Origin of the sequence: Jannaschia maritima (genome assembly GCF_030973515.1) — a bacterium.
GTDB lineage: Bacteria > Pseudomonadota > Alphaproteobacteria > Rhodobacterales > Rhodobacteraceae > Jannaschia > Jannaschia maritima.
In genome coordinates, this window is sequence record NZ_JARGZA010000002.1 from 159,534 (window position 1) to 185,617 (window position 26,084).

The 26,084-nt window shown below is 69.3% G+C and carries 20 protein-coding genes and 1 tRNA gene; 14 read left to right on the top strand and 7 right to left on the bottom strand.

The window, feature by feature from the left end; translation table 11 throughout:
• Positions 1-49: 49 nt before the first annotated feature.
• Positions 50-1,195: a glutamine-hydrolyzing carbamoyl-phosphate synthase small subunit gene (gene carA / locus P0084_RS02405; RefSeq protein WP_308915203.1), complete on the top strand. Its 1,146-nt coding sequence runs from the start codon at positions 50-52 to the stop codon at positions 1,193-1,195.
• Positions 1,196-1,203: 8 nt separating this feature from the next.
• Here carA and P0084_RS02410 read toward each other — a convergent pair whose 3' ends face one another.
• Positions 1,204-1,839 carry a GntR family transcriptional regulator gene (locus tag P0084_RS02410; protein ID WP_308915204.1) on the bottom strand — a complete coding sequence of 212 codons (636 nt, stop codon included), beginning with the start codon at positions 1,837-1,839 and terminating at the stop codon, positions 1,204-1,206.
• 86 nt (positions 1,840-1,925) lie between these two features.
• Here P0084_RS02410 and P0084_RS02415 point away from each other — a divergent pair, with 86 nt between their 5' ends.
• From P0084_RS02415 to P0084_RS02425, 3 genes are all read left to right on the top strand, one after another.
• Positions 1,926-2,573, top strand: a complete 648-nt coding sequence (locus P0084_RS02415; protein WP_308915205.1) for a pyrimidine 5'-nucleotidase — start codon at positions 1,926-1,928, stop codon at positions 2,571-2,573.
• 43 nt (positions 2,574-2,616) lie between these two features.
• On the top strand, positions 2,617-3,795 hold the full coding sequence (locus P0084_RS02420) for an FAD-dependent oxidoreductase (protein ID WP_308915206.1): 1,179 nt from the start codon (positions 2,617-2,619) through the stop codon (positions 3,793-3,795).
• A gap of 183 nt (positions 3,796-3,978) precedes the next feature.
• Complete coding sequence (locus P0084_RS02425; protein WP_308915207.1) at positions 3,979-7,320, top strand: valine--tRNA ligase; 3,342 nt, start codon at positions 3,979-3,981, stop codon at positions 7,318-7,320.
• Between the two features lie 129 nt (positions 7,321-7,449).
• Here P0084_RS02425 and P0084_RS02430 read toward each other — a convergent pair whose 3' ends face one another.
• Both P0084_RS02430 and P0084_RS02435 read right to left on the bottom strand, forming a co-directional pair.
• A complete protein-coding gene (locus tag P0084_RS02430; protein WP_374213580.1) occupies positions 7,450-8,628 on the bottom strand; it encodes a multidrug effflux MFS transporter in 1,179 nt (392 codons plus the stop codon).
• Positions 8,629-8,849: 221 nt separating this feature from the next.
• Positions 8,850-9,767, bottom strand: coding sequence for an MBL fold metallo-hydrolase (locus tag P0084_RS02435; RefSeq protein ID WP_308915209.1), 918 nt, complete (start codon positions 9,765-9,767; stop codon positions 8,850-8,852).
• Positions 9,768-9,882: 115 nt separating this feature from the next.
• Between P0084_RS02435 and gltX the strand changes: the two genes are divergently transcribed.
• Positions 9,883-11,208 (top strand): glutamate--tRNA ligase, encoded by a 1,326-nt coding sequence (gltX, locus tag P0084_RS02440; protein ID WP_308915210.1) that lies wholly within the window; start codon positions 9,883-9,885, stop codon positions 11,206-11,208.
• Positions 11,209-11,211: 3 nt separating this feature from the next.
• On the opposite strand, the gene P0084_RS02445 is transcribed toward gltX, so the two are convergent.
• Positions 11,212-12,264, bottom strand: coding sequence for a sensor histidine kinase (locus tag P0084_RS02445; RefSeq protein ID WP_308915211.1), 1,053 nt, complete (start codon positions 12,262-12,264; stop codon positions 11,212-11,214).
• A 119-nt stretch (positions 12,265-12,383) separates the two neighbouring features.
• Here P0084_RS02445 and P0084_RS02450 point away from each other — a divergent pair, with 119 nt between their 5' ends.
• Together P0084_RS02450 and P0084_RS02455 are read left to right on the top strand one after the other, a co-directional pair.
• Positions 12,384-13,043, top strand: a complete 660-nt coding sequence (locus P0084_RS02450; RefSeq protein ID WP_308915212.1) for a DsbA family oxidoreductase — start codon at positions 12,384-12,386, stop codon at positions 13,041-13,043.
• Positions 13,044-13,206: 163 nt separating this feature from the next.
• On the top strand, positions 13,207-13,854 hold the full coding sequence (locus P0084_RS02455) for a VPLPA-CTERM sorting domain-containing protein (RefSeq protein WP_308915213.1): 648 nt from the start codon (positions 13,207-13,209) through the stop codon (positions 13,852-13,854).
• A 70-nt stretch (positions 13,855-13,924) separates the two neighbouring features.
• Here the strand turns inward: P0084_RS02455 and lon are convergent, their stop codons facing one another.
• The gene (lon, locus tag P0084_RS02460) at positions 13,925-16,321 is read right to left on the bottom strand and encodes an endopeptidase La (protein WP_308915214.1); all 2,397 of its coding nucleotides are present in this window, start codon (positions 16,319-16,321) and stop codon (positions 13,925-13,927) included.
• 176 nt (positions 16,322-16,497) lie between these two features.
• Positions 16,498-17,628 carry a tRNA guanosine(34) transglycosylase Tgt gene (tgt, locus tag P0084_RS02465; protein ID WP_308915215.1) on the bottom strand — a complete coding sequence of 377 codons (1,131 nt, stop codon included), beginning with the start codon at positions 17,626-17,628 and terminating at the stop codon, positions 16,498-16,500.
• 208 nt (positions 17,629-17,836) lie between these two features.
• On the opposite strand from tgt, the gene P0084_RS02470 reads away from it, so the two are divergent.
• From P0084_RS02470 to P0084_RS02500, 7 genes are all read left to right on the top strand, one after another.
• Positions 17,837-18,490, top strand: coding sequence for an outer membrane protein (locus P0084_RS02470; protein WP_308915216.1), 654 nt, complete (start codon positions 17,837-17,839; stop codon positions 18,488-18,490).
• An 84-nt stretch (positions 18,491-18,574) separates the two neighbouring features.
• A complete protein-coding gene (locus P0084_RS02475) occupies positions 18,575-18,943 on the top strand; it encodes an SUF system Fe-S cluster assembly protein (RefSeq protein ID WP_308915217.1) in 369 nt (122 codons plus the stop codon).
• Between the two features lie 72 nt (positions 18,944-19,015).
• A complete protein-coding gene (locus P0084_RS02480) occupies positions 19,016-20,680 on the top strand; it encodes a mechanosensitive ion channel family protein (RefSeq protein WP_308915218.1) in 1,665 nt (554 codons plus the stop codon).
• Positions 20,681-20,726: 46 nt separating this feature from the next.
• Positions 20,727-21,092, top strand: a complete 366-nt coding sequence (locus P0084_RS02485; RefSeq protein WP_308915219.1) for a HesB/IscA family protein — start codon at positions 20,727-20,729, stop codon at positions 21,090-21,092.
• 37 nt (positions 21,093-21,129) lie between these two features.
• Positions 21,130-21,861 (top strand): triose-phosphate isomerase, encoded by a 732-nt coding sequence (gene tpiA, locus P0084_RS02490; protein ID WP_308915220.1) that lies wholly within the window; start codon positions 21,130-21,132, stop codon positions 21,859-21,861.
• Between the two features lie 2 nt (positions 21,862-21,863).
• Positions 21,864-23,075, top strand: coding sequence for a cytochrome P450 (locus P0084_RS02495; RefSeq protein ID WP_308915221.1), 1,212 nt, complete (start codon positions 21,864-21,866; stop codon positions 23,073-23,075).
• 41 nt (positions 23,076-23,116) lie between these two features.
• Positions 23,117-23,191 (top strand) — tRNA-Phe (locus tag P0084_RS02500).
• A gap of 275 nt (positions 23,192-23,466) precedes the next feature.
• On the opposite strand, the gene pepN is transcribed toward P0084_RS02500, so the two are convergent.
• The gene (gene pepN, locus P0084_RS02505) at positions 23,467-26,001 is read right to left on the bottom strand and encodes an aminopeptidase N (RefSeq protein ID WP_308915222.1); all 2,535 of its coding nucleotides are present in this window, start codon (positions 25,999-26,001) and stop codon (positions 23,467-23,469) included.
• Between the last annotated feature and the right edge of the window lie 83 nt (positions 26,002-26,084).

A 26,084-nucleotide genomic window follows, 5' to 3' on the forward strand; every position in this document is an offset into this window, starting at 1 on the left:
CCGATACCGCGACGCGGATTCCGTCACCACGACCTAGGGGAGCGCCGCGATGCCGAAGCCCACCGCCTGCTTGGCCCTGGCCGACGGCACGCTGTTCCGCGGACACGGGTTCGGCGCGACCGGCACCGCCACGGCCGAGCTGTGCTTCAACACCGCGATGACCGGCTACCAGGAGATCATGACCGACCCGTCCTATGCGGGCCAGATCGTGACCTTCACCTTCCCGCATATCGGCAACACCGGCATCAACGCCGACGACGACGAGACGGCGGAACCGGTCGCCAGCGGGGTGGTCGTCAAGTGGGACCCGACCGAGCCGTCGAACTGGCGCGCCCAGGGGGACCTGGCCGACTGGCTGGCCCGGCGCGGGCGCATCGGCATCGGCGGGGTCGACACCCGGCGCCTGACCCGGGCGATCCGTCAGCAGGGCGCGCCGCACGTGGCGCTCTGCCACGACCCGTCGGGCGACTTCGACATCGAAGGACTGGTGGCGCAGGCCCGCGCCTTCCCCGGCCTCCTGGGGCAGGACCTGGCGAAGGACGTGACGACGGCGCAATCCTATCGCTGGACGGAAACCAAATGGGCCTGGCCCGACGGGCACGGCACGCAGGACGCGCCGCGCCACAAGGTGGTGGCCATCGACTACGGCGCCAAGCGCAACATCCTGCGCAGCCTGGCCCATGTCGGCTGCGACGTCACCGTCCTGCCCGCGACCGCCACGGCGGAGGACGTGCTCGCGCTCGACCCCGACGGCCTGTTCCTGTCGAACGGCCCCGGCGACCCCGCGGCCACGGGCGAATACGCCGTGCCCGCGATCCGGGACGTCGTGGACACGGGCCTGCCCACGTTCGGGATCTGCCTGGGCCATCAGATGCTGGCCATGGCGCTGGGCGCCCGGACCGTGAAGATGAACCACGGCCACCACGGCGCGAACCACCCCGTGAAGCGGCGCCTGGACGGGCGGGTCGAGATCACGTCGATGAACCACGGCTTCACCGTGGACGTGCAGACCCTGCCCCCGGGCGTGGAGGAAACGCACGTATCGCTGTTCGACGGGTCGAACTGCGGCATCCGCCTATCGGGGCGCCCCGTCTTCAGCGTGCAGTACCACCCCGAAGCCAGCCCCGGGCCCCACGACAGCGCCTATCTGTTCGACGACTTCGTGGCCGCCATGGACGACGCGAAGAAGGCCTGAAGGGTCGGTCAGCCGATTTCGGCCTCGCGGCGCAGGCGCACGGCGAAGGCGCGGCTCAGATGGTCGCGCATGGCCAGGGCGGCGGCGTCCTCGTCGCGGTCCCGGATCGCGGCGACGATGCGGTCGTGCTCCGCCAGGGCCGTCTCGCCCCGGCCCGGCACGGCCAGCGACGTGGTCGCCATCAGCGCCATCGACCGACGCACCATCTGCAACTGCCGCACCAGATGCCCGTTGCGCGACGCGCGGTGGATCTGCCCGTGGAACCGCCGGTTCGCGCGCGCCAGGGCGGCCGCGTCGCCCAGCAGCGCGCGGTCCTCGGCCACCATCTCCGACAGCACGGACACCTCCTCCGGGGCGGCGTGCCGGGCGGCCAGCTTCGCGGCCAGGGCCTCCAACTCGGCGCGCACGACGTAAAGCTCCGCCATCTCGTCGTGCGACAGCGACGCCACGATCAGCGACCGCCCATCGCGCACCAGCAAGGCCTGCGTCTCCAGGCGTTGCAGGGCCTCCCGGATGGGGGTGCGCGACATCTGGAGCCGTTCGGCCAGCTCCGATTCGACCAGCCGGTCGCCGGGGCGGAACGCGCCGTGGTCGATCGCGTCCAGGATCCGGGCATAGGCGTCGCGCGGCGGGATCTGGTTCATCGGGCCCCTCCCCCAGGGTCGTCGTCGCCGACGGCATACCGTCCCGCCCCCTTGCCGCGCAACCTCGCGGGGGCTAGCGCGCGGCCATGCATCCCGACTTCGCCCACGTGACCACCTGGGTCTTCGACCTGGACGAGACGCTGTACCCCGCCGGCAGCCCCCTCTTCCCCCAGATCGAGGAACGCATGACCGCCTGGATCACCAACTTCCTCGGCGTCGACGCGAGGGAGGCGGATCGCCTGCGCCGCGGGTGGTGGGAACGCCACGGGACCACGCTGGCGGGCCTGATGCGCGATCACGGCATCGACCCCGAACCGTTCGCCGAGGACGTCCACGAAATCGACTTCGGCGTGCTCGACCCCGACCCCGCCCTGGCCGCCGCGCTGGCCGACCTACCGGGCCGGCGCGTGGTCTATACGAACGGCACGATCCCCTATGCCCGCAACGTCCTCGCCGCCCGGGGCCTCGACGGCCTGTGGGACGCCGTCCACGGGGTCGAGACGGCGGACTGGCACCCCAAGCCCGACGCCGCCGCCTACGGCCGCGTGTTCCGCATCGACGGGCTCGACCCACGCCGCGCCGCCATGTTCGAGGACACGGCCCGCAACCTCCGCGTGCCCCATGCGATGGGGCTGCGAACGGTCCACGTGTCGGCCCATCCGGACGCCGGAAGCCACGTCGATCATCACGCCCCGGACCTGACCGCCTTCCTGCGGGATATCGTGGGGACCTGACGCCGCACTGGCCCCGCCCGCCCCGGCACCCTACCTGTTCCCCATGACAACCGACACCGACATCGTCGTCGTGGGCGGCGGGCCCGCGGGCCTCGCGGCCGCCTGCGCGCTGGGGGCCGAGGGCATCGCCGTCACCCTGCTCGATCCCGGCCCCGGCACCGTGCCCGAGGACGACAACCGCACGGCGGCCATCCTGCAGCCGGGCCGCGACCTCCTGGACCGGGCGGGCGCCTGGGACGGGATGGCGACCGACGCCACCCCCCTGTGCGTCATGCGCATGGTGGATGCCCGCGCCGACCCGCCCGTCACCCGCGACTTCGCGTCCGGCGACGTCACGGACGGTCCCTTCGGCTGGAACGTCGCGAACGCCGCGATCAGGCGCGCTCTGCTGGACCGCGCCGCGGCGCTGGACACGGTCGACCTGCGCTGGTCGACGGGCTTCGCCGACATGCTGGCCCGCGACGCCCATGCCATCGTCCGCAGCGACGGGGGCGAGCGCATCCGCACGCGCCTGGTCCTGGGCTGCGACGGACGCGACAGCGCCGTGCGCCGCGCCGCCGGCATCGGCGCGCGGCGCGTCACCTACGACCAGACGGCCCTCGTCTTCACCGTGGCCCACGACGCCCCCCACGGCGACGTCTCGACCGAAGTGCACGACACGGGCGGCCCCTTCACGCTGGTCCCCATGCCGGACCTGCCCGACGGGACCCACCGCTCCTCCGTGGTCTGGATGGACGCGGCGGCGGTCCAGCGCGAACGGATGGGGATGGACGACGACGCCCTGTCCGCCCGGGCCACCGAACGCTCGGCCGGCGCCAACGGCGCGCTGCGGGTCCTGACTCGACCCGTCGCCTGGCCGATATCCACCACCGGCGCGACCGCCATCACCGCCCGCCGCACCGCGCTGGCGGCGGAGGCCGCGCATGCCATGCCTCCCATTGGCGCGCAGGGCCTGAACACGTCGCTGGCCGACATCCGCGTCTTGCGCGACCTGGCGCTGGCGGATCGCGACGCCATCGGCACGCGCCCCTACCTGCAGGCCTATGCCCGCCAGCGGCATCCCGACATCGTCGCACGCCTCCTGGGCATCGACCTGCTGAACCGCACCTCCATCGCGGGGTCCGGCCCCCTGGCCTTCCTGCGCGGCCCCGGCATCCGCACCCTGCACGACCTGCCCCTCCTGCGGCGGACGGTGATGCGCATGGGCATGGGCGCGGCGTAGCACGCGCGGCCGCGACGATGCACCGGGTCATCCCCGGACCCGATCCGGGAACCTCCCGCGGCAAACGCGATGGGGACCGACCAAGCGCCTTGGGTCGAACCCGGGGATGACGGACGACGGCACCACTTCCCTTCCCCCCACCCATTCGCTAACCCGCGCGGGCCAAACGCGAAGGGCCCCGCCATGCCGATGGAAAAGACGTTCGACGCCGCCGCCGCCGAGCCCCGGATCAGCCGCGATTGGATCGAGGGCGGATACTTTTGCGCGGGCGCCAACGCGAAGCCGGGCGCGCCCGCCTTCTCCATCGTCATCCCGCCGCCCAACGTCACCGGCAGCCTGCACATGGGCCACGCGTTCAACAACACGCTTCAGGACGTCCTGACCCGCTGGCACCGGATGCGGGGCCACGACACGCTGTGGCAGCCGGGCACGGACCATGCCGGCATCGCGACCCAGATGGTCACCGAACGCGACATGTCCGCGAACGGCGAACCCACCCGGCAGGAGATGGGGCGCGACGCCTTCCTCGACCGCGTGTGGCAGCAGAAGGCGAAGTCCCGCGGCACCATCATCGGTCAGCTGCAACGCCTGGGCGCGTCCTGCGACTGGGAGCGGGAGGCGTTCACCATGGGCGGCGCACCCGGCGACCCCGACCCCACGCAACAGAACTTCCACGACGCAGTCATCAAGGTCTTCGTGGAGATGTACGAGAAGGGCCTGATCTATCGCGGCAAGCGCCTGGTGAACTGGGACCCCCGGTTCGAGACCGCGATCTCGAACCTGGAGGTCGAGAACCGCGACGTCGCGGGCCATATGTGGCACTTCAAGTACCCCTTGGCCGACGGCGCCACCTACGAATACGTCGAACGAGACGAGGACGGGGCGGAACTGTTCCGCGAAACCCGCGACTACATCGCCATCGCTACCACGCGCCCGGAAACCATGCTGGGCGACGGGGCCGTCGCGGTTCACCCGTCGGACGAACGCTATGCCCCCATCGTCGGAAAGCTGTGCGAGATCCCCGTGGGCCCGAAGGAGCACCGCCGCCTGATCCCCATCGTCACCGACGAATACCCCGATCCCACCTTCGGCTCCGGCGCGGTGAAGATCACGGGCGCGCACGACTTCAACGACTACGACGTCGCCAAGCGGGGGGGCATCCCGCTCTACCGGCTGATGGACACGAAGGCCGCGATGCGCGCCGACGGCGAACCCTATGCGGACGCCGCCGCGAAGGCGAAGGCGCTGCGCGAGGGCACAGAGATGTCGGAGGCGGAGGTCGACGCGATCAACCTCGTCCCCGACGAATACCGCGGCCTCGACCGCCTGGACGCCCGCGCCCGCGTCGTCGCCGACATCACCGCCGAAGGGCTGGCCGTGATGGTCCCGCCCACGGATCCGCGGCTGGGCGCCGCATCCCGGCCGAAGAGCCGGGACCCCGAGGTTGCAGAACAGAACGGTTCGGCCAAGAACAGCGGGGCCCCGGATCAAGTCCGGGGGGTACCTCCCCTCGCCCCCGAGGAAGGCGCCGACGCCCTGCGCACCGACGCGGATGCCCTCGTCCCCCTGGTCGAGCCCAAGCAGATCCAGCAGCCCCACGGCGACCGCTCCGGCGCCGTCATCGAACCCATGCTGACCGACCAATGGTTCGTCGACACCGACGCCATCGTCGGCCCCGCCATCGAAGCGGTCGAGGACGGCACCGTCCGCATCCTGCCGGAGGCCGACAGGAAGGTCTATTTCCAATGGCTCCGCAACATCGAGCCGTGGTGCATCAGCCGCCAGCTCTGGTGGGGGCACAGGATCCCGGTTTGGTATGGGCCCCCGCTAAAGCTCTTGACTGGAGCTGGGTCTACCGAACGCACGACGTTTTGCGCTCCTACGTATGCCGACGCGGCGGAGCAGGCTGACCAATTCTACAGATCCCAGCTAGAGGATCGTTTGAAAAAGAAGACGGCAGCGGGCGGCCATTGTTCGCTGTGCGTTTTAGAAGCCGATGAAGATACAATTGAAAGTGTTGGAGAACAGCGCGACCAGATTGAATGGATGCAATCGCTTGGAATAGAAGGAGCCGAGGGGCTGCAAGCGATCGACGCTTTCCAACAGCTAAGTAGCGGCGGCTTCCGTATTCAGAATGACCGTAAAACGGGCGATCAAACCCTTACAGTGAAGCTAGCTCAAGATCCCGACGTCCTAGACACCTGGTTCTCCTCCGGACTCTGGCCCCTCGGTACCCTCGGCTGGCCCGACGATACCCCGGAACTCGAACGCTACTTCCCCACCTCCGTCCTCGTCACGGGCTTCGACATCCTGTTCTTCTGGGTCGCCCGGATGATGATGATGCAGACCGCCGTGCTGCCCGACATGCTCCCCCTGAAGGACCGCGTGCCCTTCCGCGACGTCTATGTCCACGCCCTCGTCCGCGACGAGAAGGGCAAGAAGATGTCGAAGTCGCTGGGCAACGTGTTGGATCCGTTGGATCTGATAGATGAATACGGCGCCGACGCCGTCCGCTTCACCCTGGCCTCCATGGCGGCGATGGGACGGGACCTGAAACTGTCGACCGACCGGATCAAGGGCTATCGCAACTTCGGCACCAAGCTGTGGAACGCCACCCGCTTTGCGGAGATGAACGGCGCGACCCATGGGCAGGTCGGGCAGACGCAGGGCAGACGCGCAGCAGACGCGCAGCAGACACTCAATCGCTGGATCGTGGGCGAGGTCGCGCGCACCCGGGCCGAGGTCGATGTGGCCCTCGACGCCTACCGCTTCGACGACGCCGCGGGCGCGCTCTACAAGCTCGTCTGGAACGTCGTCTGCGACTGGTACGTCGAGCTGTCGAAGCCGATCCTCCAGGGCGAAGACACTGATTCCAAGGCGGAAACCCAAGCGACGATGGCCTGGGTCCTCGACGCCTGCACCACGATGCTGCACCCGTTCATGCCCTTCCTGACCGAAGAGCTGTGGTCGGTCACCGGCCACGAAGGGATGCTGGTCCATGGCGCCTGGCCTGAAGACCTCGACCCCGCGCAAGCCGTTGACGAGGCAGCCGAAACCGAGATCCGCTGGGTCATCGCCTTCATCGAATCCATCCGCTCCGCCCGCGCCCAGATGGGCGTCCCCGCGGGCCACTCCATCCCCGTCCTGCGCTTGGCCGAAGGCGACTCCGGCAAGGCGGCCTACGACGGCAACAGCGAGTTGATTCAGCGGCTTGCGCGGATCGACGGCGTCACCGACGCCGACGCGGCACCCAAGGGCAGCGCGACCGTCACCGTCGGCGCGTCCCGCTACGCCATGCCGTTGGAAGGCGTCATCGACGCGGCCGCGGAAGCCAAGCGGTTGGACAAGGCGCTGGGGAAACTCGACAAGGAGATCAAGGGCTTGTCGGGCCGCGCGAGCAACCCCAACTTCGCCGCCTCCGCCCCGCCGGAGGTGGTGGAGGAAACGAAGGCGAACCTCGCCGCCCGCCAGGCCGAACGCGACGTGGTCGCCGGGGCCCTTTCCGCCGTGCGCGAACTGACCTGAGACCGCACAGGCGCGCGCGCCCCGGAACTTGACCCGGGGCCGCGCTCGATGAAACACCCCGGGTCCCCGCCCCTGGAACGCCGACCCGTCGCCAGAGAAAATTTTCGTCACCCCCGCAGGATGCGGGCCTCACGCCACCGCCGGCACCGGCCGCGCCGCGACCAGGGCCAGCGCACTCGCCGCCACGCCGCACAGCGCGATGGCCGCCAGCATCGGCGTCGCCGTGCCGTCGAAGAAGGGTGCCGACGCCGCCACCGCCGCACCCCCGGCGACCATCTGCAGCGTTCCGCCCAGCGAGGACGCGAGGCCTGCGATCTCGCCATGCGGGTCCAAGGCCATGACCATCGTGCTGGGCACCACCAGCCCCAGGAACGCGTTCGCCAGGAACAGACCGCCCACCACCAGCGGCAGGCTCGCGCCGAAGACCAGCACCGCCCCGAAGGTCAGCACCGCCATCGCGGCGAAGCCCAACGTCGCCACCAGCACCATGCGCGCCATGCCCACCCGCATCCCCAGCGGCGCGGCCAGCTGGCTGGCCGCGAAGAAGCCCAGGGCGTTGATCGCGAAGGCTAGGCTGAACCCCGTCGGCGTCAGGCCGAACTGCTCGACATAGACGAAAGCCGCCGATGCCAGGAACACGAAGAACGACGCCATCCCGAACCCGCCCACGAAGGTCAGCGCCATGAAGGTGCGGTCCGTCAGCAGCACCCTGGCCCCCGCCCACATCGCGCGCAGGTCGACCGGCACGCGACGGGCCATCGTTTCCGGCAGGGCGAAGGTCACCAGGGCCAGGTCCGCCACCGCGACGGCCGCCAAGGCCCAGAAGATCAGGCGCCAGTCGCCCAACGCGATCAGCCCCGATCCGATAAGGGGCGCCAGCATCGGCGAGACCGAGATCACCAGCATGATCAACGCCATCAGGCGCGTCGCCTGCGGCCCGGTATGCATGTCGCGGATCACCGCGCGCGGCACCACCATCAGGGACGCGGCCCCCGCCGCCTGCACCGCCCGCGCCGCGATCAGCGTGCCCACCTCCGTCGCCACGGCGCTGCCGAGGCTGCCCAGCGCGAAGATGCCCAGCCCCACCATCAGGGGCCGCCGGCGCCCGACGGCGTCCGACCAGGGCCCGTACACCATCTGCGCCAGCCCGAAGACCGTGAAATAGGCGATCAGCGTCGCCTGCACGCCCTCGGTGGTCGTCGACAGGTCGTCCGCGATGGTGGGCATCGCGGGCAGGTACATGTCGATGGCCAACGGGCCCGCCGTGACCAGCAGCCCCAGCACGATGGCCGATCGCGTCATGCTCATGGCCATGGGGCGTCCTTCCGGGTTCGAGGTTGCGACCGCCCTACAGCGCCACCCGGGACGCCACGACCCCGTGCCGTCCGAACCCGGCCTTGCACCGATGCGGGGGCGACGGGATACCGGGCCGACCCGACCGCTCGATGTCCGGCGCGCCCCGATCGGGGCGCGCCGTTCTCCCTTCCACCGCGCGGACGCCCAAGCCTAGGACGGCGGCGCGCGACCCGTCACAGCGCGAACTGATAGCTTTCGGGCACCCAGCGGAACCCGTCGCCGTTCGCCTCGACGAAGCCCACGCCCGGATGCGGCATGTGATAGCCGACCATCGGGATGCGGTCGGTGGCCACCATGTCGAGGATCCGGCGGCGCGTCGCGGCCGCAGCCTCCTTGTCCATGTCGAACCGCACCTCCCAATCGGGATGCGCCAGCGACCAGACGTAATGGTTGGTCATGTCGGCGGCCAGGATCAGCTGGTCGTCGCCCGACGACAGCCGGTATCCCATGTGCCCCGGCGTGTGCCCGAACATCGCCGTGGCCGTCACGCCCGGCGCGATCTCCGCCCCGTCGGCGATCAGCTCGAACTGGTCGCGCAAGGGGGCCACGACGTTCGTGAACTGCTCGTTGGGGTTCTCGGCCCACGCGTTCATCTCGACCTCGCCGGTGATGTGCTGGGCGTTGGCGAAGGTCGGGCTGCCGTCGCGGGTCAACCCGCCGATATGGTCGCCATGCATGTGCGTGATGACCAGATGGGTCACGTCGCCGGGCGCCACGCCCGCCGCCTCCAGCACGTTTGTGATGCCGTCGGCGTTCAGCCCGGTGTCGAACAGGATGACGTCGCCCCCCGTCCGCACGACGGTGGGCTGGAACACGAACAGGGCCGCGTCCGTCGGGATGAAGGCCTCCCGGCTGACGTCCGCGAAGCGATCGGCTTCGACGTTCATGCCGAAGATCTCCTGCATGTCGCCCTCACGCACCGACTGCCCCGCCAGGAGCACGGAGACGTCCATGTCCCCGATCGCGAAGCTGCGGAACTGCGGGGCGGGCCCGTCGTGGCCATCGGCGCGGGCGGCGGCGGGCGCCAGGGCCGCGGCGGCGGGCATGGCGGCGGCGGCGGTCAGCGCCGCGCGGCGTGTCAGGTCGGTCATGGAAGGTCTCTCCGTTTCGATGTCCTGCCCCTCACCTATCCCGCGCGGGCCTGGGGGCGAGGTCACGGTTGCGTCAGGCTGGACTATCGCCCCCCCCGCTGGCATGGGGCCGCGCATGACCGTCACACGCTTCGCCCCGTCCCCCACCGGCCGCCTGCACATCGGAAACATGCGGGCCGCCCTGATGAATTGGATGATCGCGCGCAAGGCGGGCGGCACCTTCATCCTGCGGATCGACGACACCGATGCCGAACGCTCGCGCGAGGAATACGTGGACGGCATCCGCGCAGACCTGGAATGGCTGGGCCTGACCTGGGACCGGGAGGAGCGGCAATCCCGGCGCCTCGACCTCTACGCCCAGGCCGCCGACGACCTGCGCGCGAAGGACCGCCTGTACGAGGCGTGGGAAACGCCGACCGAGCTGGACCTGAAGCGCAAGAAGCAGCTGAACATGGGCCGTCCGCCCGTCTATGACCGCGCCGCGCTGGACCTGACCGACGCCCAGCGCGCCGCCCTGCGCGACGAGCGTGGCCCCGGCGTGTGGCGGTTCCGCCTGGACCGCGAGCGCATCGAATGGGACGACGGGATCCTTGGCCCCCTGTCCATCGACGCCGCCAGCGTGTCCGACCCGGTGCTGATCCGCGCGGACGGACAGGTGCTCTATACCATCGCGAGCGTCGTGGACGACACCGACATGGGCATCACGGACGTCGTGCGGGGGTCCGACCACGTGACCAACACGGCCACGCAGATCCAGATCATGGCGGCCCTGGGCCACGCCCATCCCCGCTTCGCGCATCACTCGCTTCTGACCGGGCCCGGGGGCGAGGGGCTGTCCAAGCGGCTGGGCAGCCTGTCGCTGCACGACCTGCGCGAGCAGGGGATCGAGCCCATGGCCGTCCTGTCGCTGATGGCGCGCCTGGGCTCGTCCCAGCCGGTCGAGCTTCGGGACACCCCGCAGGACCTGGCCCGGGCCTTCGATCTGTCGCAGTTCGGCGCCGCCCCGACGAAGTTCGACCCCGCCGACCTCCTGCCCCTGTCGGGCAACGTCCTTCAATCCCTGCCCTTGAATGCCGTGCGCGACGACGTCGCCGCCGCAGGCGTGCCCGCGGAGGATGCAGACCGGTTCTGGTCCGTGATCCGCGACAACGTCCGCACGCGCGCGGACATCGCGGGGTGGTGGAGCTTGCTGCGTGACGGCGCCGAACCCGATGTCCCGGCGGAGGATCGCGACTTCGTCCGCACGGCGCTGGACCTTCTGCCGCCGCAACCCTGGACGCAGGACACGTGGTCGGCCTGGACCGGCGCGGTGAAGGACGCGACGGGCCGGAAGGGCAAAACCCTGTTCAAGCCGTTGCGCCATGCCCTGACCGGGCGGTCGGACGGCCCCGACATGGGCGCCCTGATGCCATTGATGCGCGGCAGACCCCGCCTGGGATGACCCTCAGACCGTGCCGGTGGGGACGGCCGACGCCCCGATGCGGGGGTCGGGCCCGAACGTCGGCATGTCCCAATGGCAGGAGAACAGCAGCCCACGCTCCCGCCACTCGAAGCTGGGACGGCCGCTGAACGTCGCTGACGTCATCGAGTTCAGGACCCGCATGCCGAACCCGTTCTTCTTCGTGGGCGGGGTGATGGGGGGCGTGGCGTGTTCGTCCCACGTCAAGGTGAAGCCGCCATCCACGACCACGATCGACAGGGCGACCGATCCGGCATCGTCGCGCAGGGCCCCGTACTTGACCGCATTCGTCAACAGTTCGTTGAGCACGAGGACGACCGTCTGCGCCGCCGCGCCGTTCACCGCGACGTCGTCGATCGCCGCATCGATGCGCTTCGCCGCCACGAGGGGACCGAGCGTCTGGGACACCAGATCGGTTACGCGCACGGACCTGTCCGGGCTGGCGAAGGTCATGGCGTTCACCTGGGCCAGGGCCTGCAGCCGGCCGGTATAGGCTTCGACCAGCTCCTCCTTCGTGCCGGACGACCGGGCGGCCATGTTGAACATCCCCTGCACCAGGGCGAAGACGTTCTTCATGCGGTGCGCCATCTCCTCGGACAGCAGCACGGCCCGTTCCCGCGCCGACCGTAGCGTCGTGATGTCGTAGAGTGCGCCGACCAGCACCGACCGGCCGTCCGACGTGTCCGTCATCCGGCCCTGCCCGCTCAACCAGACGACCTCGCCCGGCGAGCGCTCGAACCGGTACTCCGCATGGAAGGGCGTGCCTTCGCGCACCGTCAGCGCCAGCTGGTCGCCCACGGCGTCGCGGTCGTCCGAGTGGATACGCGTGAAATAGTCCGCGGCCGGAAACGCACCGACCCGATCGAGCATGCCGGTCAGGCGCCGCATCGTGGCGTCCATCTGCGCCATCTCTGTCCGGGGGTCATAGACGAAGCGCCCGATCCCCGCGGCGGCGGGTGCGATCGCCTGCCAATCGGTCTCGGCCACGAGACGATCGAGGAACGTCGCGGCGTCCGCCTCCCGGTTCTGCTCCTTCATGACACTACCCCCGCGCCCTCGGCTGCGAATGACATGAATTCAGAATGGCTTGCAAGGGCGGCCTTCCCCCGGCGGCGGCGAAGCGCTAGCCCGATGGTGTGGCCGGAACGGATGGATCCATGCTCAAGCTCGACATCGTATCGGACCCGATCTGCCCGTGGTGCTACATCGGCAAGACCCACCTGTTCCGCGCGTTGGAGGAACGGCCAGCCCACGCGTTCGTCCTGGAATGGCACCCGTTCCAGTTAAACCCCGACATGCCGCCGGAGGGGATGGAGCGTCAGACCTATCTCCGGACCAAGTTCGGCGGCGCGGAGGGAGCCACAGCAGCCTATGCCCCTGTGCGGCAGGCGGCCGCCGCCGCCGGACTGGCCATCGACTTCGACGGCATCTCCCGCACGCCGAACACGGTGGACGCGCATCGATTGATCCATTGGGCAGGGCTGGAAGGACGGCAGACGGCCGTGGTCCACAAGCTCTTCGAGACCTACTTCGTCCACGCCCGGGACATCGGCGATCCGTCCGTCCTGGCCGACGTGGCGACGGAAGCGGGCATGGATCGCGCGATGACCGAACGGCTGCTGGCTGGGGATGCCGACGCCGACGACGTGAAGGCGCGCGATGCGCATACGCGCGGCCGCGGGGTGACGGGCGTGCCCACCTTCGTGATCGCGAACAGGGCGGTCGTCGCGGGGGCCCAGCCGCCGGAGACGTGGGTCAAGATCATCGACGACCTCGCGGCCCAGATCGCATCGGCTGGGCCGGCAGCGGACGCCTGACGGTCCAGGGTTTCCTTATCGGCAACAGCCTGTCGTTCGGTATGCCCCTGCCGCGAACGGATCTAATTTTCTATATGACAACCGATCCCGATGGCGATGACCGCTCTCGGGCAGGGCCTCGGACGGGGTCCATCCTTCGAGTTCCAGAGTTCGGGTGTCCGCCATGTTCAAGACTATCCTACGATCCGCCGCCGCCGCCACGCTGCTGCTGGCCGCGCCGGCCGCGCAGGCGCTGACCTTCGACTTCACGGGCCAGTCCCGCCTGAGCGCGCCGACCATCTCGACCAGCGCGGGCGGCATCACCCTCGACGCATCCGGGCGTCGCTGCGCCACCACGGGCTGCGCTACGGGGTCGGACGCGAACATCCAGCGTTGGGGCAACGGGCTCGGCCTGAAGGCGTTCTACCGCGAGCAGCATACGTTCGACGGCTGGGGTCCGAACGAGATGGCGATCCTCACCTTCGGCACGACGGTCGAGCTTCAGGCCCTCGACTTCCACTACGTCGAGGACACGCGCGATCAGTTCTCGCTGTGGACCCGGGGCGACGCGGGGTGGACGCAGATCACCCAGGCCCTGACCATCGGCAAGACGGCGAACGGCGCTGGACGCTTCAGCTTCGCGGACGCCATCCGCGGCCGGGTGTTCGGCGTGGCCACCACCGATACCGACGATGCCTGGAAGTTCCGCGGCGCGACGGCGGACCTGGCCGCACCGGACCTGGTGTCACCCGTGCCCCTGCCCGCCGGCGTGCTGCTGCTGATCGGCGGCCTGGGCACCCTGGTCGCCCTGCGCCGCGGCGCCCGAAGCTGACGAGACGGACCGGAAACGCGAAGGGCCCCGCAGAAGCGGGGCCCTTCGTCGTTCGACTGCCTACGACCAATCAGTGCGCGGTCGCGCCCGCGGCGGTGTCGTTCCGCCGGGCCGCCAGCGCGGCGGCCTCCTCGGCGGCCTCGTCCCATTCGATGGGCTCGGGCTGGCGGATCAAGGCGTGCCGCAGGACCTCCCGGACGTGTTCGACGGGGACGATGTCCAATCCGTCCTTCACGTTGTCCGGGATCTCCGTCAGGTCCTTCACGTTCTCCTGCGGGATCAGCACCTTCGTGATGCCACCTCGCAGGGCCGCCAACAGCTTCTCCTTCAAGCCGCCGATCGGCATTGCATTTCCGCGCAGCGAGACCTCGCCCGTCATGGCGATGTCCTTGCGGACGGGGATCTGCGTCAGCGACGACACGATCGACGTCACCATCGCCAAACCCGCCGACGGCCCGTCCTTGGGCGTCGCCCCGTCCGGCACGTGGACGTGGATGTCCATCGTGTCGAAGCGCGGTGGCTTCACCCCGATCTCCGGCGCGATCGACCGCACGTAGCTGCTGGCGGCGTCGATCGATTCCTTCATCACGTCGCCGAGCTTGCCGGTCGTCTTCATGCGACCCTTGCCCGGCAGGCGGAGCGCCTCGATCTGCAACAGGTCCCCACCCACGGAGGTATAGGCCAGCCCCGTCACCACGCCGATCTGGTCTTCCTTCTCGGCCAGGCCGTACCGGTACTTCTTGACGCCCAGATAGTCGTCCAGGTTCTCCGCATCGACGGTGACGCTGTCGACGTCCTTGCGGACGATCTTCGTCACGGCCTTGCGCGCCACCTTCGCGATCTCGCGCTCCAGGTTCCGGACGCCGGCCTCGCGCGTATAGGTGCGCACCATCTCCTGCAGGGCGCTATCATCCAGCGTGAACTCCGCCTTCTTCAGTCCGTGGTTCTTGATCTGCTTGGGCAGCAGGTGACGCTTCGCGATCTCGACCTTCTCGTCCTCGGTATAGCCGGCGAGGGGAATGATCTCCATCCGGTCCATCAGGGGACCCGGCATGTTGTAGCTGTTGGACGTGGTCAGAAACATCACGTTCGACAGGTCGTACTCCACCTCGAGGTAGTGGTCGACGAACGTGCCGTTCTGTTCCGGATCCAGCACCTCCAGCATCGCCGACGCCGGGTCGCCCCGGAAGTCCTGACCCATCTTGTCGATCTCGTCGAGCAGGATCAGCGGGTTGGTGGTCTTGGCCTTCTTCAGGGCCTGAATGATCTTGCCAGGCATCGACCCGATATACGTGCGGCGGTGACCGCGGATCTCGGATTCGTCGCGCACGCCGCCTAGGCTGATGCGGATGAACTCGCGCCCCGTGGCGCGGGCGACCGACTTGCCCAGCGACGTCTTGCCCACGCCCGGGGGGCCGACCAAGCACAGGATCGGACCCTTCAGCTTCGAGGACCGGGCCTGCACGGCCAGGTACTCCACGATCCGCTCCTTCACCTTCTCGAGGCCGTAGTGATCCTTGTCGAGGACCTCCTGCGCCTTCTTCACGTCCTTCTTGACGCGGGACTTCGTGCCCCACGGGATCGACAGCATCCAGTCGAGGTAGTTCCGCACCACCGTCGCCTCGGCTGACATGGGCGACATGTTCTTCAGCTTCTTCAGCTCGCCCTCGGCCTTTTCGCGGGCCTCCTTGGACAGCTTCGTCTCCTCGATCCGCTGCTCCAGCTCGGCGACCTCGTTCTGGCCCTCCTCGTTGTCGCCCAGCTCCTTCTGGATCGCCTTCATCTGCTCGTTCAGATAATATTCGCGCTGCGTGCGCTCCATCTGGGACTTCACGCGCGACTTGATCCGCTTCTCGACCTGCAGGACGGACATCTCCCCCTGCATCAGGCCATAGACCTTCTCCAACCGCTCCGAGATGGTCAGCATCTCCAGCAGTTCCTGCTTCTGCGCGACCTCGACGCCCAGATGCCCGGACACCAGGTCGACCAGCTTCGCCGGGTCCTGCGCCTCGGACACGGTGCCGAGCGCTTCCTCCGGGATGTTCTTCTTCACCTTGGCGTAGCGCTCGAACTCCTCCGCGACCGATCGCATCAGCGCGTCCACGGTCGCCTTGTCGCCCGTCTGCTCGGACAGGGGGGACGCCTCGGCCTCGAAGAACGTGTCGTTGTCCAGGAACCGGGTGATCTTCACGCGACCGCGCCCCTCGACCAGCACCTTCACGGTGCCGTCGGGCAGCTTCAGCAGCTGCAGGACGTTCGCTACGACTCCGATGCGGTAGATGCCGTCGGAGTCCGGCTCGTCGACCGACGGATCGATCTGGCTGGACAACAGGATCTGCTTGTCGTCCTGCATCACCTCCTCGAGCGCGCGGACCGACTTCTCGCGCCCCACGAACAGGGGCACGATCATGTGCGGGAAGACCACGATGTCGCGAAGCGGCAGAACGGGGTGAATGGTGCTCGTCATGTCTCTCGTCCCTTTCGCAAAGGTCCTGTGCCCCGTTATGGCGGCGTCTTGGACCCTCCGTTCACCGTCATCTGGGAACGGCGCGCCTGCGTATCAATGCACGCGACCGGATGGCCGGGGACGATACTGTGCGGACGCGCGGGCGCATGCAATGGGGGGGATCGCGCGGGGCCGGCTCACAGTGGCGCGATGTCCCCCGCCGCGCGGGTGGCGTGGAAGTCGGCCTCCCAGGCGGCGAACGTCCCCGCGGCGATCGCGTCGCGCATCCCATCCATGATCCACTGATAGTAGTGGAGGTTGTGCCACGTCATCAGCATGGACCCCACGATCTCCCGGGAGCGGACGACGTGATGCAGATAGGCGCGCGAATAGCCGCGGCAGGCGGGACAGTCGCATGCCTCGTCGAGCGGGCGCGGATCGTCGGCGTGCCGGGCGTTGCGGATGTTGACGACCCCGTGGCGCGTGAACGCCTGCCCCGTGCGGCCGGACCGCGAAGGCAGGACGCAGTCCATCATGTCGATGCCGCGCATGACCGCGCCGACGATGTCGTCCGGCTTGCCCACCCCCATCAGATAGCGCGGCCGATCCACCGGCAGCTGATCCGGGGCATGGTCGAGGCATCCGAACATCGCCTCCTGACCCTCGCCCACCGCGAGCCCGCCCACGGCATAGCCGTCGAACCCGATCGCGCGGAGGGCTTCCGCCGATTCCGCGCGCAGGTCCGGCTCCAACCCGCCCTGCTGGATCCCGAACAGGGCGTGGCCAGGCCGGTCGCCGAACGCGTCGCGCGACCGCTGGGCCCAGCGCATCGACAGCCGCATGCTGTCCGCGATGCGCGTGCGGTCCGCGGGCAGCGACGGGCATTCGTCGAACGCCATGACGATGTCCGACCCCAGCAGCCTCTGGATCTCCATGCTGCGCTCCGGGGTCAGGCGGTGGCGGGCCCCGTCGATGTGGGACCGGAACGTCACGCCCTCCTCGGTCAGCTTGCGCAGCCCTGCCAGGGACATCACCTGGAACCCGCCCGAATCCGTGAGGATCGGGCCGTCCCAGTTCATGAACCGGTGCAGCCCGCCCAGCCGGGCGACGCGTTCCGCCGTGGGACGCAGCATCAGGTGATAGGTGTTGCCCAGAAGCACGTCCGCGCCCGTGGCGCGCACCGATTCCGGCAGCATCGCCTTGACCGTGGCGGCGGTGCCGACGGGCATGAAGGCCGGCGTACGTATGTCGCCCCGCGTCGTCCGGATCGTGCCCGTGCGGGCGGAACCGTCCGTGGCATGGAGGGTAAAGGCGAAACGGTCGGTCACGGCCGCGCGGTATCGGTTGCGCCCCGCGCTGGCAACGGTCCCCCGGACCGGGGAACGGATTCGGGACCGGCAAGAAGGTGCCGGTAAGGTTACCGCCTGCAACGGTTCGTGACGGTCCCGGCACTTGCATCCCGGAGGACGGAACGACAGGTCGGGGCGGAACGGGGCCGAACGCTCCGTCCGCGAGTGATATAGAAGGACACCGAACATGCTTCGTACTGCATTCATCGCCCTGCCCGTTGCCGCGCTGGTCGCCGGCACCGCCACCGCCGGGAACGTCGAGCCCGTGGTCGTCCAGCCCGTGCTGGCCCCCTTGGCGCCCGCGCCGGCCTTCAGCTGGACCGGCGGCTACATCGGCCTCCAGGGCGGCTATCTGGACGTCAACGCCAACGACGGCGCCACGGACGACGACGACGATGATGATGACGACGACGACGACGATGACAGCTCCTCGATCGACGGCGACGGCGGCTTCCTCGGTCTGCGCGCCGGCTACGACTACCAGATCGGCAACACGGTGATCGGCGGTCTGCTGCAGTACGACGGCACGGATATCGGCCTCGATCTGAGCGACGGCACCGATGCCGGCGCCGATATCGACAGCGTCCTGCGCGCGGGCCTGCGCCTGGGCTATGCCCTCGACCGCACGCTGCTCTACGGGACCGGCGGCTACGCGAAGGCCGACACGGACAACATCGGCGACGCGGACGGCTACTTCGTAGGCCTGGGCGTGGAGCGGTTCGTGACGAACAACATCTCCCTCGGCGGGGAAGTGCTGTACCACGAGTTCGAGGACTTCGGCGACACGCAGATCGACGGCGACGCGACCACCGTCGGCGTCAATCTGAACTACCGCTTCTGATCGCGACGCGGCGGCGGCCCTGGACGGCCGCCGCCGCAATCCTTACCTTCACGGTCGGATACCGGCGCGAAGGAACCCCCTCCCATGGACGACCACGGCACCGACGCCCCGCTCGAAGGGGCGCCCCTGATCCGGCCCTCCACCACCGACCACCCGCTGCACGAGCAGGTGGTCGATGCCTGCCGCTCGGTCTTCGACCCGGAGATCCCGGTCAACATCTACGACCTCGGCCTGATCTACACGATCGACATCTCGCCTGAGAACGAGGTCGGCATCGTCATGACGCTGACCGCCCCCGGCTGCCCGGTCGCGGGCGAGATGCCGGGCTGGGTCGCCGACGCGGTCGAACCCCTGCCGGGCGTCAAGTCCGTCGACGTCGATCTGACCTGGGACCCCCCCTGGGGGATGGAGATGATGTCCGACGAGGCACGGCTGGAACTGGGCTTCATGTAAGGCCGATCACGCGGACCGGGCCGTTCCCCCCCCGGGGGGGAACGGGGTGCGACGATCTGACGTTGGGCCGACATGACCCGATACATCCGCGCGTTCGTCTTCGTCCTCCTCGCCATGGTCGCCCTGCCCGCCACGGCGCAGGACCCGTTCTTCGACATCGACGGGCTGAACGGCGGCCTGGGCGAACGCCCGGACGCGATGGACCTGCGCACCCCGCGCAGCACCCTGGAAAGCTTCCTCGTTGCGGCGGACGAAGGGCGCTGGGACGATGCGGCCCACGCGCTCGACCTGTCGGATCTCGACGACGCCGCGCAGGCGGGGGAAGGGCCGATCCTGGCCGCGCAGCTTCATTCGGTGATAGAACGGAAGGCCGTCCTCGACTGGTCCAGCCTGAACGACCGCCCCGACGGGCTCCAGCCCCTCGGCGGCCAATCGCAGGCGACGGCGGGCGATCCGCGGCGCTCGTTCCTCATCCGCGAGCTCGATCTCGACCCCGTGCCCGGTGCGATCCGGCTGAACCGCGTCAAGCCGGGCGAGGACGCGGACCCCGTCTGGGTCTTCCCCCGCGAAACGGTGGCCGACATCCCCGCCATGTACCGCGCCTACGGGCCATCCGCGTTCGAATCGAAGCTTCCCGCGATCCTGCTCGCGCAGGGGCCGGCCAGCCTGATGTGGTGGGAATGGATCGGCCTGCCGCTCCTGGTGGTCATCGCGGGGGTGCTGGGTTGGTTCACGGCCCGCCTGTTCGCCTGGATCCGGACGTCCTCCGACAACGGCATGGTGCGCGGCGTCACGCATGCGTTGAAATGGCCCGCGGTGATCGCCGCCGTCACCACCCTGGTCGCGGTCGTGTCCCGGCAGCTCTTCGTCTTCTCGGGCCAGATCGACACGGTCCTGTCGCCCCTGATCGCGATCGGCTACGTGACCGCGACGCTTATGGTCGTGATCGGCGTTCTCGACGCGGTGCTCGACAACCTCGTATCGCCGGGCGACGACATCGACCTGACCGTGGCCGAGCAGCAGGAGGCGCGCTCGACGGCCACGAAGATCAACGCGACCCGGCGCATCCTGACGATCCTCGTGTTCCTGATCGGCGCGGGCATCGTGCTGTCCACGGCCGACGTGTTCCGCGGCGTGGGCCTGTCGATCCTGGCCTCCGCCAGCGCGCTGACCATCATCCTGGGCTTCGCCGCCCGCCGCGTCCTGGGCAACATCATCGCCAGCCTGCAGATCGCGATGAACCAGTCCGCCCGCGTCGGCGACCGGATCATGTACAAGGGTGAGCTGTGCTACGTGGAGCGCATCCAGATGACCTACGTGCAGCTGCGCAACTGGGACAGCACCCGGCTGATCGTCCCGGTGGAGGAGTTCATCTCCGAGCCGTTCGAGAACTGGTCGATCGAGGATCCGTCCATGCTGCGCATCCTCAAGTTCAAGCTGCGCCCCGCCATCGACCTCGACGCCGTGCGCGACGCCTTCGTCGACGTCGCGCGGGAGGTGTCGGAGGACGAAGATCACGCCGAGTTCTTCGGTGACTTCGACTCGGTCAAGATGGACGTGACCGGGCAGGACGTGTTCGGGATCGACGTCTGGTTCTACGTGCCGTGCACGGACCCGAACAACTCCTGGGCGGTGTCGTGCGCGGTGCGCGAGCGCCTGATCGGCCGCCTCGCGGACATGGAGGGCGACGGCGACGCGCGCATCTTCCCCGATCCCGCCGCCGCCGAAGCCGCTTGAGCGCGAGGCCGCCCGACCCTAGGTAGGGAACCGAAGGAGCGCGCCCATGTTCGCCATACCCGGCCAGCCCCCCGTGACCGTCACCGACGCCGCCGCCGCGCAGATCACTCGGCTGATGCGCCGGTCGGATGCCTATGGCCTGCGTCTGGGCGTGAAGAAGGGCGGCTGCGCGGGAATGGAATACACCATGGACTACGTCCCCGAAGCCCAGCCCCACGACGAGGTCGTGGAGGTGGGCGAAGCGCGCGTCCTGATCGCCCCCATGGCGCAGATGTTCCTGTTCGGCACGCAGATCGACTACGAGACGTCGCTGCTCGAATCGGGGTTCAAGTTCCGCAACCCGAACGTGGTGGACGCCTGCGGCTGCGGGGAGTCGATCAAGTTCGACGAAAGCCTGGGCACCCCGTCGTGATGTGCTAAGCCCGTCGCGAACGACGGGAAGGGACGCCATGCCACGCAAGATCGCCGCCGGGAACTGGAAGATGAACGGCTTGCGCGCCGATCTGGAACAGGCGCGCGCCATCGCGGCCGGCGCGACGGACGGGGTCCACGCCGTCCTGTGCCCCCCCGCGACGCTGCTGGCGGTGGCGTCGGACCTGTCCGGCCTGGCGACCGGCGGCCAGACCTGCCATCCGGCGGCGAAGGGGGCGCATACGGGCGACCTGTCCGCCGCGATGCTGGCGGATGCCGGCGCGTCCTATTGCATCGTGGGCCATTCCGAGCGCCGCGCCGACCACGGCGAATCCGACGCGGACGTCGCCGCACAGGCCCGGGCGGCGCACGATGCCGGGCTGACCGCCATCCTGTGCATCGGCGAAACGCTCGACCAGCGCGAGGCCGGCGACACCCTCGCCATCCTCGAAGCGCAGCTGAACGGCTCGCTTCCCGACGGGGCCCATGCGGGCAACACCGTGATCGCCTACGAACCCGTCTGGGCCATCGGCACGGGAAAGGTCGCCTCGCCCGACCAGGTGGCGGAGGTCCACGACGCCCTGCGCGGCTGGATCGTGGACGTCGTCCCCGACGGGGCCGACATGGCGCTGCTGTACGGCGGCTCCGTAAAAGCATCTAATGCGGCGGAACTGTTCGCGTTGACCAACGTGGACGGCGCCCTCGTGGGCGGCGCCAGCCTTACGGCGGACGACTTCCTGCCCATCGTCCGGGCGCTGGCCGCCGCCTGACCGTGCGGGCCTTCGACCAGTCCCCGACCGATCCCGCCTTCGTCCAGGACCCCTATCCCTTCTACGATCGCCTCCGGGTGGCCGGGGATCTGGCGTTCTGGTCGGATTACGGGATGCCCGTTGCGGCGGGCCATGCGACCGTGGCCGCCCTGCTCCGCGACAAGCGCTTCGGGCGCGAGGATCCGTTCCCCCCCGACCGGCCGGACCACCAGCGCGCCTTTTGGTCGGTCGAGGATCACTCGCTGCTGCAACTCGAACCACCCGCGCATACCCGCCTGCGGGCCCAAGTGCTCCGCGCCTTCACCTCCGCCCGCATCGCGCGACTGGAACCCGAGATCGCCGCCCTGGCCGACGCGTTGATCGACGCGTTCCCGTCCGGTCCGTTCGACCTGCTCGACGCCTTCGCCCGCCCCCTGCCCGTCCGCGTCATCGCCCGCCTGCTCGGCGTGCCGGAGGACGACGGCCCCGACCTCCTGCGCTGGTCCAACGACATGGTCCGCATGTACATGGCCGCCCGCACGGTGGAGGCGGAACGCGGGGCCGCCGCGGCGGCGGCCGAGTTCGCGGACTATCTCGAGCGGGTGATCGCGGCCAAGCGCACGGCCCCCGCCGACGATCTGCTGACGCGCCTGCTGGAGGTGGAAGCCGACGGCGTCCTGACCAGGCCCGAAACGGTGGCGACCTGCATCCTCCTGCTGAACGCGGGGCACGAGGCGACCGTCCACACGCTCGGCAACGCGACCCTGGCCCTGCACCGCACCGGGCTGTTGGGACGCCCGATCGACGCCCCCCTGGTCGAGGAGGTAATGCGCATCGACCCGCCCCTCCACATGTTCACGCGTTACGCTACCGAGGACGTGGAGGTCTTCGGCCATCGCTTCGCGCGGGGCGATCAGGTCGGCCTGCTGCTGGGCGCCGCGAACCGCGACCCCGCGGTCTATCCCGATCCGGCGACCCTTCGCCCCGACCGCTTTCCCGACGCGCCCGCGCATTTGGGGTTCGGCGGCGGCATCCACTTCTGCCTCGGCGCTGCCCTGGCGCGGATGGAGATCCGTGTGGGCCTGGACGCTCTCGTCCGTCGCTGCCCCGACCTGACGATCTCCACGCGCACGAGCTACGCCGACGTTTATCACTTCCACGGGCTGGACACGCTGCATGTCGATCGCAGCCGCGATGCGCGCGCCACCCTTGCACCCGTCGGCGACCTGACCTAATGCACCCGCACCCCGGACGGGCGTTGGCCCGTCGAACCCGTGCCCGGGTAGCTCAGGGGTAGAGCAGCGGATTGAAAATCCGCGTGTCGGTGGTTCGATTCCGCCCCCGGGCACCACTTATCTCCCCCACGGACGGCGATCGCATCGCCGCGACGGTGTCCGACGCGGAGCAGACGCAGGGCAGACGCGCAGCAGACCCCGTCCGCCCCGCCCTTTTCGCACGCCCCGCCACGCCCGACCCGTTCGGGAAGCACTCGCCCGGTCCTTGTTCCCATGGCCCGGAACCCGACTTGCGTGCCACGACGCTCCCGGTCAGACTCCTGCTTACGGAGCCCCCCGATCGACCCCGAACGACGATCTCTTCGCCGCACCGCAGCATGGGCCGACGCCGCTATTCCAGCATCCGTCCGACCATCTCCGCCGTGTCGCGGCTCGTGGCGCGATCCCGCATCCGCCCCAGCGCGGCGCGCATCAACGCCTGGCGATCCGCGTCGTACCGCCGCCACGTCTCGAACGCGGCGGACATGCGCGCGGCCGTCTGGGGGTTCGACCGATCCATCTGGATCAGCCAGTCCGCCACGAAGTCGTATCCGCGCCCCGAAGCGTCGTGGAAGCCGGCGGGATTGCCCCCGACCAGGCCCCCGATCACCGCGCGGAAGCGGTTCGGGTTCGACGGGTCGAAGTCGGGATGCCGCGTCAGCAGGTCCGCGACGTCGACCGCCCGCGCGGGTGGGGCATGGGACACGCGGGCGGCGAACCACTTGTCCATGACCAGACGGTCGTGCTTCCAATCCTCCTCGAACGCCGCCGCGACGTCGTCGTCGCCCGCCTCCAGCAGGCACGCGAAGGCGGCCATCCGGTCGGTCATGTTGTCCGCCGCCGCGTACGCGCCGCGTGCCGCGTTCCCGTCGTCCAGGCGCGTCTGCAACCGCAGAAGGGTCGCCGCCAGGGCGCGCTTCCCGGCATCCGCGGCCTCCGGGACATAGGGTCCGGGCGTGGCCACCCCCGCCCGCAGGCGCGGCAGGTCGTCCGCCAGCCGTCGCGCCAGGGCGGCATGCGCATCCTCCCGCGCGGCGTAAATGATCGCCGGATCCGGAACCACGCCCGCATCGTGCAGCGATCCGGCCAGATCGTCCTCCGACGGCAGGCCCAACGCCAAGGAACGGAACGCCGGATCGGTGGTCTCGTCGGTGGCCAGGGCATGCACCGCGTCCAGCCAAGCGGCACCGGGCGCGGTCCGGTCGCGGACCATGCGCATCAGGCGGTCCTTCGCCAGCATCCGCCCGGCCTCCCAACGGACGAAAGGGTCCGTGTCGTGGGCCAGCAGAGTCAGTCGGTCCCCTTCCGTCAGGTCGATGTCCAGATGCACGGGCGCACTGAAGCCGCGCAGCATTGACAGGACTGGCCGCTCCGGGGTCTGGAACCGAAGCACGGCCTCCGGCACGTCCAGAACGTGCAGGCGCGTCGCCGCGATCTCGGTGCCGTCCGCTCCCAACAGGCCGAAGGCCAACGGGATCGGCATCGGAGATTTTCCGGTCTGCCCTGGCGTGTCGGGCACGTGCTGGCGCAGCGTCAGGGTATAGTCCCCGTCCGCCCAGTCCTGCCGGATCGTGACGGTGGGCGTCCCGGCCTGAGAATACCACAGCTTGAACTGCGACAGATCCGTGGCGCACGCCTCCTCGAAGCAGTGCAGCCAATCCTCAATCGTGGCCGCCGTGCCGTCGTGCCGCTCGAAGTAGAGCTGAACGCCTAGGTCGTACCCGTCCGGCCCCACGATCGAGCGCAGCATCCGGATCAGCTCCGCCCCCTTCTCGTAGATGGTGGCGGTATAGAAGTTGTTGATCTCGATGAACGATTCCGGTCGCACCGGGTGCGCCAGCGGCCCCGCATCCTCTCGGAATTGCCGGGCCCGCAGCGCCAGGACGTCCCCGATCCGCTGCACGGCCTCCGAACGCATGTCAGCCATGAACGACTGGTCGCGGAACACCGTCAGCCCCTCCTTCAGGCACAGCTGGAACCAGTCCCGGCAGGTGATCCGGTTACCCGTCCAGTTGTGGAAGTATTCGTGCGCCACGATCCGTTCGATGTTGGCGTAATCCGCATCGGTCGCCGTGTCCGGGCTGGCCAGGACGTAGCGGCTGTTGAAGACGTTCAGCCCCTTGTTCTCCATCGCGCCCATGTTGAAGTCGTCCACCGCGACCACGTTAAACACCGACAGGTCGTAGGCCCGCCCATAGACCCGCTCGTCCCAGGCCATGCTCCGCTTCAGGGCGTCCAGTGCGTATGCCGTCCGCCCATCGTCCCCCGGACGGACCCACAGGTTCAGCGCGACGTCCCGCCCCTCCATCGTCGTGAACCGGTCGGACGCGGCGACCAGGTTCCCCGCCACCAGCGCGAACAGATAGGTCGGCTTGGGACACGGGTCGTGCCACCGCCCCCGTGCGCCCTCGTCCCCGTTGGACAACAGCACCGGCAGATCCGCGTCGATCGCCACGTCGTAGGTCGCCATCACGTCCGGTCGGTCCAGCATCCAGGTGATGCGACGGAACCCCTCGGCTTCGCATTGGGTGCAGTACATGCCGTTCGACATGTACAGGCCCGACAGCGCGGTGTTGCGGTCAGGCGCGATCTCGACCTCCGTGCGCAGGACGAAACCGTCGGGTGCATCCGCGATCGTCATGCGATCGCCGTCGATCAGGTCGTCGTGCGGCAGGCGCATCCCGTCCAGTTCGACCGACAGCGTGCGCAGCCCCTCCCCGTCCAGCACCATCGGCCCCGGACCCTGCCGCCGGCAGGTCAGGGTGGCCCTGACGCGGGTGGCCTGCGGGTCCAGGCGGAAGGCCAGATCGACATGCGTGACCGTGACCGGGACGGTGGCGTAGTCCTTCAGATGGGTCTTCGTCTGGGCAGGGGTGGCGTCGCGCATCGGGCAGGCTCCTTTGGCCGTGCAGCTAGCACCCGCCGTGTCGGGTGCGAACCCCGCGCGGACGATGGCGCACGGGCGCCCCC